Consider the following 7,867-nt stretch of genomic DNA (forward strand, 5'->3'; position numbering starts at 1 on the left):
AAAGAGGTGGCGCGAGTGCTGGGAATGCTGCCGCAGGCTCCGACCGCACCCGAAGGACTGACCGTCGGCGACCTGGTGTCGAGGGGCAGGCACCCCCATCAGTCGTGGATCCGTCAATGGAGTTCCGACGACGAGTCCGAGGTAGCGAGTGCGCTGCAATTGACCGGAGTCGACGATCTTGCAGATCGGCCGGTCGACGAACTCTCCGGCGGGCAGCGCCAGCGAGCCTGGATATCCATGGCGCTTGCGCAGGGCACCGACATACTCCTGCTCGACGAGCCGACCACCTATCTGGACCTGGCACACTCGGTCGAGGTGCTCGATCTGGTCGATCGACTGCACGAGGAAATGGGCCGTACGGTCATCATGGTCTTACACGACCTCAATCTGGCGATCCGCTACAGCGATCAACTGATCGTGATGTCGCAGGGCAAGATCGTGGAGTCGGGTCGGCCGCAGGACGTGATTTCGGAGAAGTTGTTGATGGACGTGTTCGGACTCGAGGCCCGCGTCATCGTAGACCCGGTCTCGGACCGTCCGCTGATCGTTCCGATCGGCACTCGACACGTCTACGGCGCCGTCGGCGGCCCCGTCGAGGTCTCGTCCTCGGACGCTCCCTGAGTCGAGGCCGAGCTATCTAACGCTCGATCATGGTGCGCACCAACCTGTATCCCTGTCCGATGGAGACGTCGGGAAGATAGGCACGGCCGATAGCGTTGCCGATGCTCGGCAGTGCAGCCGGGTCCGCGAACGTCATGTGCATCGGCTCGTACCGCGGCTGGAACTTCGACTTGAAGGCGAGCAACGACCGGAAGCCGTAGACGGGTTCGAGTGTCTTGCCCAAAACGTCGAGCAAGCGGTCGAGAAGCCGCGAAAATGTCAGCTCCGCCTCGGTCGGATCTGCCTCGGCGCCCCCGTCGTCCACCTTGGCGAGCGGTGCACCCGACAGACTCAAGAACCGGATTCCCTCGTCCTTGAGGAGAATCGCTGCGGATGCGATCAGGAATTCCATGGTCGGCCTGAACCCCTCCGATCGGCGGCGCATGAAATCCAGTGTCCAGCCGACGATCTCGCCGTCCTCGTACACCGGCATCCACGAGGTGATTCCGTGCACGGTTCGGTGTTCGTCGATGGCGACGAGACAGCGGACCTGAGGGTCGTCGACTTCCTCGAGCCCACCGAGCGTGAAGCCCATCTCGGGCATTCCCTTGTCGGCCACCCACTCCTCCGAAATCGCCGTGATCTGGTCCGTGATCGCCAGCGGCGCATCGGGGAATCTGATCCATTCAGCTTCGATGCCGACCTTCTTCGCTCGATTCAATGCAGTACGCACGTCTTGGAAGCGTTTTCCGGTGAACGCCAGATTCTCGAGATCCAACACGGTCTCCTCCCCCACCTGAATCCCTCCCCAACCGATGCTGTCGGTGATGTCGCGAACCTGGGGGGTCACCGAGTAGAAACACGGAATCCAGCCGTTCTCCGACGCGAATTCGGCGAAGTCCACGACGTTCTCACGCAGTCGATCCCGTGGGCCGACGGGGTCTCCGGTAGTCAGCGCCACACCCGAGATCACCCGGTAAGCGACGAAGCTGCTGCCGTCGGCCGAGAACCAGTACGAGTTGCCCTTCCAGGTGGTCATCCACGACAGTGCGCTGCCCGAGCTCGACATCAGTACAGCGCGTGCCCGTTCGGCGGCGTCGCTGTCGGTGCCTGCATTGGGCGTCAGGAAAGTCCCCAGCACCAAGAGACAGAGCGCAACCCAGAAGATCACCCCGGTCCATTCGAACAGCAACGTCGTGAAGATGCTGTCGGGAAGAAAGCGAGGCTCGAGCCACTGCAGATACACGGGCGGGATCAGGCGCTGCGGGTAATCGGCCACGAGACCGAGAACGGTCGGTTCTCGATCGAAACCTGCACGCCCGACAAGCCCGCCGAGCACGTACAGGACTCCGAGACCCACCAGCGATCCAGCCACGTACGCCGAGAACTTTCGATACGTTCCGCGCGGTGCCGTCACATCGAAGTACTTGCGGGTCAGCACGAGCAGGATGAGGACTGCAAGCGGAAGCAGGAACGGCACGATCGTCCGATACGCCGTAGGCGACTCCAACCCGTAGAAAACGGATTCGTCGTCCCCTGCTTCGATGAACCGGATGGCGTAGTTGGCGACCGACACGACGAGAAGCACGATTTGTGCGAACACCGTCGCGCCCCATGCGAACCGGCGCCCTCTCCTCAGCCCATCCGCCAAGAACAGAAGCAGGATCGACGGCATCAGCGACAGGATTGTCGGCCCGACTCCCCCCAGCCGCAATTCGAGAAGTCCGGTTCTGCACTCGGGATCCGTGGCCGAATCGGCGCAGATTTCACGAACCTCCGCTGCGGTGTACGGCACGCCGCTCACCACGTCCCGAAGAACTGCGAACGGGCCGACCGCGTCCGGGCTCAGCGCGGCCAGCACCGGTCCGAGAGCGCTCGCCGCAACGATGAGCGCCACCAGAACACGACCCTCTCGTTGCGTTCCAGCCAACCGCGGTCCTCGGGCCGACCGGCCGACGATGGACGGCCCGAGAAGCAGTCCTACGACTGCGGCAGCAAGCCTGACGACATCTTGCAGGTGGCCACTGAACAGCGCCGACGTGATCAGCAGCGCGAGCAACCCCACCCGGATCCTTCGACGCCACAACGTATCCATCCGCGCGCTCGCCACCATGAGCACCCCGACGATCCACGTCGTCGGTCCGATTGCGGTTCCGACATGCAGACGAAATCCCCAATCGGCGTCGAACATCTTTGCCAGAGCGGCGATGCCCAGTCCGAGCACCGCGCCGAGTAGCTGAGTAATGACCGCGGACAGAGCGAACTTCGCAGATCCGATCCTGCGTTCGATGGGCGCTGCCGCCACGAACACAGCGAGGACGAAGACCACGTAGCCGAGAACACCGGGCGCGAACAGACCTGCGGTGAGGACGGTCCACAGCCGGAGTTCCTCGATCGGCATGATGCCGAGCGCGAATTCGCGGTGCAGAGTGCCGCCGCCGACGACCAACGCGAGGATCCCGAGGCCTAGTACGACGATCAGCAGACCGATGCTTACCGGTGCGCCCTTGACCCCGAATACGATCAGCGACCACAACCGCACCATCTGCCGAACCGTTGTACGCCACCCGTGAGCGATCCGCTCCCGCCGCTTGTCGAACCATGATGGCTCGGACGGTTCGACCGGGGCAATGTCTTCGACGGTCTCGTTCACGAGATCAATCCCACTCTCTGCATCAGCCAGGGCAATTCCTGTTTCAGACCCTCGGACCAGACAGCAAAGCTGTGCCCGCCCGGTACTTCGAGATACCGCACATCCATTCCGGCAGCCTTGGCGGCGTTGTACATCGCCTGCTGACCGGGGCGGTAGTCGTTGTCGTCCGCACCGACCACGAACGCACCACCCGAGTTCGGATACTTCTTCGTCTTCAGCAGGTCCATCGGGTTAACCGCAACGAAAGCGGCGTCGTTACCCCCGAACGCGTCCGCCACTGTTCGTCCGCGGTCGCCGAGGGTGGGCTCGGCCTGCCCCGACAGATCGAGAAAGGTCGGGTAGACGTCGGGGTGGTTGGTGGCCAATTGGATGGAGCAGGTTCCCCCGTAAGAGAGCCCACCGATGATCCAACTACGCGGGTCCGGGTTGACCTGCAGCGTCGATTTGATCCAGTCCGGCACATCCTTCGACAGATACGTGTCGACGTTGCCGAGCGGAGAGTCCACGCAGAGCGGGTTGGCGAGTGTGGACCCGGTCCCGTCTGCGACGACGACTACTGGCGCCAAGCCCGCGTGATCGCGCGCGAATGCGTCCATCGTGTTGGCAAGCATGCCGCCGTTCAGCCAGTCTTCCGGTTCGCCGGGCTGACCGGCGAGAAGAACGAGCACCGGCAGCAGCGGGCGAGGATCGGTGAAATACGCAGGCGGGAGGTAGACCTCGGCCGGGCGAGCGGAGAAACCCGAAGCAGTAGGTGGAATGGTCGCCGAGGTCAATTTGCCGTCGGTCGGCATCGATTCCGGCGCCGACCATACGGAGTCGAGCGGATCACCCGCCACCGGGTCGGATTGCGGGCCAGGAAGTTCACCCATGTCGACACGATCGACATCCTCGATACCGACGAGGGTGCCGACGGTCGGATACGCCGAGAACACCAGGTTGATCTGCGCCGACGCAGCCACCACCACCAGAATCGCAGCAAGGACGGAGATGACCTTGGTCAACTTCCGGCCTGCAGCCAGCACTCTCGGCACGACGATCGCCACTGCGCCGAGCGCAACCCCGATCCAGACATATATCTCAGGTTCGATGGGATCGGGAAACGGCCGCCACACCTTCTCCACGACGTAGTAGAGCCCGGCCGCGAGCACAGCCGCTGCAGCGATGCAGATCGGCAGCGCCCGAAGCAAGTACCAGCGCTTCGGGCAGATCACCAGCCAGGCCGCACCGAGCAGGCCGAGGAGCACCGTGACCCACGAGGTCGTATCGCTGACCAGAGACAGCGACACGACCCAATTCAACGGAGACCTCCCGGCCGTCTTCGCAATGGCATGAAATCAGAATATGCACAGAACTACTCGGATCTTCGTAAGGCGTGCGATCCGGATCGCAAAGTCATCCTTCGGGTGTGTATGACCCATCCCACACGCCCGGGATGCGCGTACTACCGGGAGTAGTACGCATTTGTGTCGGACTGCCCGTAGACTCGGAGGAATGGCTGGTCTAGGCGAACTCGAGCGTGCAGTTATGGATCATCTGTGGGATTCCTCGGAACCACAGACAGTGCGGCAGGTCCACGAGGCGCTTGCCACCCATCGAGAACTTGCGTACACGACTGTCATGACCGTTCTCCAACGGCTCGCCAAGAAGCAGCTCGTCGTTCAACAGCGTGACGATCGCGCGCACCGGTATGTCCCACTGCACAGCCGCGACGAACTCGTGGCCAGCCTGATGGTCGACGCGCTGTCCCAGGCGCCGGAGTCCGGAGGACGCGCTGCCGCGCTGGTGCACTTCGTCGGACAGGTGGGTGCTGACGAAGCTGCTGCCCTTCGAGAAGCTCTAGCGGCATTGGAAGTGGCACAATCGAGCGGACACACGTCGCCTCTGGACGGCGATCGACAATCCGACTGATTCCTGCCCTCGGTTAGTGAGGAAATGAACTCCACCACAGCGCTAGTATTCGCGATACTCGCCCTGCTGTTGACGGGGCCAGTTCCGGCTGTGTTGAGCCGCGCGACCTGGCCGTATCGGGCGCCGCGGGCAGCCCTCGTGCTGTGGCAGGCGATCGCTGTGGCCGCTGTGTTCTCCGCGTTCAGCTCCGGCCTGGCGATCGGTGGTCTGTTGCTTGTCCCAGGTCCGGACGGAAAGCCGACGACCGCACCGACAGACGAAATCGAGGCCCTGGGTCTGCCGCTGTGGATCTTGTATGTGGTCGTGCTCGCCATCACGCTCGGGATCGGCGCCAAACTCATGTTTTCGGTCGTCCAGGTGGCGGTGCGGACGAGGCGTCGACGCGCCCGGCACCGCGTGCTCGTGGATCTACTCGACCGAAGCAGCTCCACCGGCCGTCCCTTTCCCGGTGTGCGTGACGCCGACGTTCGCGTCCTCGACGCCGTCGAACCGATCGCCTACTGCCTGCCGGGGCTGCGCCAACGGGTGGTGCTCAGCGAGGGGGTGCTGACCAATCTCAGCCGCGCCGAGTTGAAGGCAATCCTCAGCCACGAGCGTTCTCATCTCCGCTCGCGACACGACTTGGTCCTCGAAGCGTTCACTGCGGTGAACGAGGCGTTTCCTCGTATCGTCCGTAGCAAGTCGGCATTGGGCAGCGTGCAGTTACTCGTCGAGCTACTGGCCGACGATTCCGCAGTCAAGGTGACCGGGCCGACCCCGCTCGCCCGTGCCCTGGTCACCTGCGCAGGCTCGACCGCACCTCGAGGTGCGCTGGCGGCCGGTGGGCCGAGCACCCTGATCCGCGTCCAGCGTCTCGCCGGCCCCCGTGCCGATGTGCGAACCAGTATTGCCGCGTACGGCGCGGCCGCGATAATTCTGATCGTGCCCACGATCTTCGTTGCCATGCCGTGGCTGGAAGAACTGAACCGTCTGATGAACCACGGCTGAGGAGTAGGCCAGCTCACACCTGTACGAAGCGGTGAATCGAAGACTCTTGACGTACACTCGAACACGGTCGCCATTGCGGCCAGCAATTCGAAAAGGCACAAACAGCCCCACTCTGCGCAGTGTTCGCACGCGCACGGATGGCCAGGTGACAGTGCCCTGGCTCGTCATATATGTGTTCTAGCTGTTGTTTGTGCCCCTCTCGCGGGTGTTACCCCAGCTGTAGCTTCGTGGCGTGCCCGTAATCCGGAGAGGTTCAACTGCGTGACTCACGCTGTCTCGACTAGTACATCCACCCCTGCCACCACGGACGCCGCAAGCGATTCGCCCGTGGTCACCTTCGCCGAACTCGGTCTACCAGAACCGGTCGTCGCCGCGTTGGCTCGTAACTCCATCACCGTTCCTTCGCCCATCCAGGCGAAGGCACTTCCCGACGCTATCGCAGGCAAGAACGTCCTCGGTCGCGCGCAGACGGGGTCCGGCAAGACCCTGGCCTTCGGCCTGCCGATTCTCGCTCGCTTGGCGTTGCACACAGACCGCCCGGCAGCCAAGCGTCCTCGTGCGCTCGTTCTCGTACCGACTCGTGAACTCGCGTTCCAGGTCGTCGAATCCCTGGCCCCCTATGCAGGCGCTCAGGGTCTGACCGTTCGCGCAGCGGTCGGCGGCACTCCGTTCAACAAGCAGGTCGAGCAGCTTCGTCGCGGCGTCGACGTTCTCGTCGCAACGCCCGGCCGGTTGGCAGACCACCTGCGCCAGGGAACCTGCGTGCTCGATTCGATCGAGATCACCGCATTGGACGAAGCAGACCAGATGGCCGACATGGGATTCCTTCCCGAGGTCCGCGCAGTGCTGGCCGACACACCGGCAGACGGACAGCGGATGCTGTTCTCGGCCACGCTCGATCGCGAAGTTCAGTCGTTGGTACGTCAGTTCCTGCCCGACCACGTGGAACACTCCACGCAGGACGGTAAGGCCAGCGTGCGGACGATGGACCACTACATGTTGATGGTCGACCGAGGTCAAAAAGACGTCGTTCTGTCCGAAATCGGAGCACGCGAGGGACGCACGATCATGTTCGCGCGCACCAAGCTCGGCTGCGACGGAATCACCGATCGCCTTCGCGCCCTCGGTATCGCTGCAGAGTCGCTGCACGGCGGAAAAGCACAGAACCAGCGCACCCGGGTCCTGGAGCGCTTCAAGAACGGCCGGACGCCTGTTCTCGTCGCTACGGATGTCGCTGCTCGCGGAATCCACGTCGACGGAATCGATCTCGTCGTCCACGTCGACCCGCCTGCCGATCACAAGGACTACCTGCACCGCGCAGGCCGCACGGCCCGCGCAGGGGAAAAGGGCACCGTCGTCGCGATCGTTCTGCCCAATCAGCGTCGTCAGGTCCAGAAGTTGACCGGAATGGCCGGCGTCAAAGCAACTTCGGTGAACGTCGCATCCGGCTCGGCAGAGCTGTCCAGCATCACCGGGGCCAAGAAGCCGACGGGTGAGCCGTTGCGAGCGGAAAGCTCGGCGCCGCGCGATCGTCGCGACAGCCGTCCCCGCACCGGCGGCTACCAAGGCGACCGTCCCCGCACCGGCGGCTACCAAGGCGACCGTCCCCGCACCGGCGGCTACCAAGGCGACCGTCCCCGCACCGGCGGCTACCAGGGCGACCGTCCCCGCACCGGCGGCTACCAGGGCGACCGTCCCCGCACCGGCGGCTACCAGGGC

6 protein-coding genes are annotated in these 7,867 nt (G+C 63.8%); 4 read left to right on the forward strand and 2 right to left on the reverse strand.

Going from position 1 to position 7,867, the window contains the following annotated elements; genetic code table 11:
- A partial coding sequence (locus tag A2J03_RS12850) for an ABC transporter ATP-binding protein (RefSeq protein ID WP_068374310.1) occupies positions 1-621 on the forward strand: 621 nt, incomplete at its 5' end.
- Positions 622-637: 16 nt separating this feature from the next.
- On the opposite strand, the gene A2J03_RS12855 is transcribed toward A2J03_RS12850, so the two are convergent.
- Both A2J03_RS12855 and A2J03_RS12860 read right to left on the reverse strand, forming a co-directional pair.
- The gene (locus A2J03_RS12855) at positions 638-3,145 is read right to left on the reverse strand and encodes a bifunctional lysylphosphatidylglycerol flippase/synthetase MprF (RefSeq protein WP_197480741.1); all 2,508 of its coding nucleotides are present in this window, start codon (positions 3,143-3,145) and stop codon (positions 638-640) included.
- 104 nt (positions 3,146-3,249) lie between these two features.
- Positions 3,250-4,551, reverse strand: a complete 1,302-nt coding sequence (locus A2J03_RS12860) for an alpha/beta hydrolase (RefSeq protein ID WP_068374316.1) — start codon at positions 4,549-4,551, stop codon at positions 3,250-3,252.
- 193 nt (positions 4,552-4,744) lie between these two features.
- Between A2J03_RS12860 and A2J03_RS12865 the strand changes: the two genes are divergently transcribed.
- The 3 genes from A2J03_RS12865 to A2J03_RS12875 all read left to right on the forward strand — a co-directional run.
- Positions 4,745-5,161: a BlaI/MecI/CopY family transcriptional regulator gene (locus A2J03_RS12865; protein ID WP_068374319.1), complete on the forward strand. Its 417-nt coding sequence runs from the start codon at positions 4,745-4,747 to the stop codon at positions 5,159-5,161.
- A gap of 24 nt (positions 5,162-5,185) precedes the next feature.
- Positions 5,186-6,148: a M56 family metallopeptidase gene (locus A2J03_RS12870; protein ID WP_068374321.1), complete on the forward strand. Its 963-nt coding sequence runs from the start codon at positions 5,186-5,188 to the stop codon at positions 6,146-6,148.
- A gap of 261 nt (positions 6,149-6,409) precedes the next feature.
- Positions 6,410-7,867, forward strand: a 1,458-nt coding sequence (locus A2J03_RS12875) for a DEAD/DEAH box helicase (RefSeq protein ID WP_068374324.1), incomplete at its 3' end; no start/stop codon positions are given.

The organism is Rhodococcus sp. EPR-157 (genome assembly GCF_001647195.1).
GTDB lineage: Bacteria > Actinomycetota > Actinomycetes > Mycobacteriales > Mycobacteriaceae > Rhodococcoides.

Excerpts from the sequence above, each read along its gene's own strand:
- A2J03_RS12870 (WP_068374321.1), top strand. The coding sequence starts at position 5,186 with ATGAACTCCACCACAGCGCTAGTATTCGCGATACTCGCCCTGCTGTTG.
- A2J03_RS12855 (WP_197480741.1), bottom strand. The coding sequence starts at position 3,145 with ATGGTGCGGTTGTGGTCGCTGATCGTATTCGGGGTCAAGGGCGCACCG.
- A2J03_RS12865 (WP_068374319.1), top strand. The coding sequence starts at position 4,745 with ATGGCTGGTCTAGGCGAACTCGAGCGTGCAGTTATGGATCATCTGTGG.